Origin of the sequence: Brachyspira catarrhinii, assembly GCF_005518285.1 — a bacterium.
GTDB lineage: Bacteria > Spirochaetota > Brachyspiria > Brachyspirales > Brachyspiraceae > Brachyspira > Brachyspira catarrhinii.
The window spans coordinates 1-1,066 of record NZ_SJDU01000579.1 but is presented as its reverse complement, the minus strand read 5'-3'; the positions used below and the strand labels follow the sequence as shown (position 1 = coordinate 1,066).

The following is a 1,066-nucleotide window of genomic DNA, read 5'->3' as shown; positions in this document are numbered from 1 at the left end:
GAAGGAGAAGATGAAGAGAAATTTGATTTATAATAATAGTAAAATGCCGCCAAATAAAAATATGCTATTAGTATACAGCGGCACTAAAAACTATTAAAAATTTTTAATATATTTAATTTCTATAATGTCAAAATCTTCTTTAGATAATGTATCAATACAAAGCGGTATAAGTATATTCTCTTCTTTAAATATCATATCTAAAATACACCCGCTTATCTCTTCGCATTTCTCTTTAAAATCATTATTATTCAAATTGTTATCTATAATATTTTTTAAACTTTCAAGTATATCCTTATCTACTCTTGTCATCACCTTTGAAGGTTCATCATTGCCGTATGATTTTAAAGCTGTAAATAATATGCTTTCTTTTTTATGATAATGACTTCTTAATTCTTTATATAAAATGTTAATACTATCTTCTGATATATTATTTAATAATTTTTCTATATATCTATTTTCTTTTTTAAATATATTTATTAGATTATGAGTATTTGTAATATTAGAATTATACATAGTGTCTTTCAAAAGCAAAGTACGTATATAAAAAAAGTGTTTAGCTTCATCTATACTCATGCCGCTATTTACAAGTTCCTGCATAGCATTATGTACCTCTTCAGCTGACACTTTAAATAATTTATCATCAAACTCTTTTTTTATACTATCTATATTTTCTCCATTATGAAGCCTTACTATAAGAGATTTTAATAGCTCATTTCTTTCATCTGAAGTTTTATCTATATTTTTACTATCAGTATTCAAGTCAATATCAAACCCGTATTCATTAAGTTTATCTTTAATATTATCAATATCTATTTTTTTCATTTTTAAAGCATTATTCATGGTCATAACCTTTGATACTGTATTAAACATTATTGGATTTTTTATCTTATCAAATCCTAAATCATACAATACATCTTTAAATTTGGGGTATTTAGTGCATAAATTATATATAGTTTCGTTTGTATCAATATATTCTAAAGTTATCATTATGTCCTCTCTTATTGTTAGATTATTCTAACTTATTCTATATTATTCTAAAATATTGTCAATAATACTTTATGCTATA

At 23.1% G+C, this 1,066-nt stretch carries 1 protein-coding gene; it reads right to left on the bottom strand.

Annotated elements, in window-relative coordinates; all coding sequences use genetic code 11:
- Positions 1 to 93 precede the first annotated feature (93 nt).
- The gene (locus EZH24_RS12425; RefSeq protein ID WP_137999367.1) at positions 94 to 987 is read right to left on the bottom strand and encodes a DUF438 domain-containing protein; all 894 of its coding nucleotides are present in this window, start codon (positions 985 to 987) and stop codon (positions 94 to 96) included.
- Between the last annotated feature and the right edge of the window lie 79 nt (positions 988 to 1,066).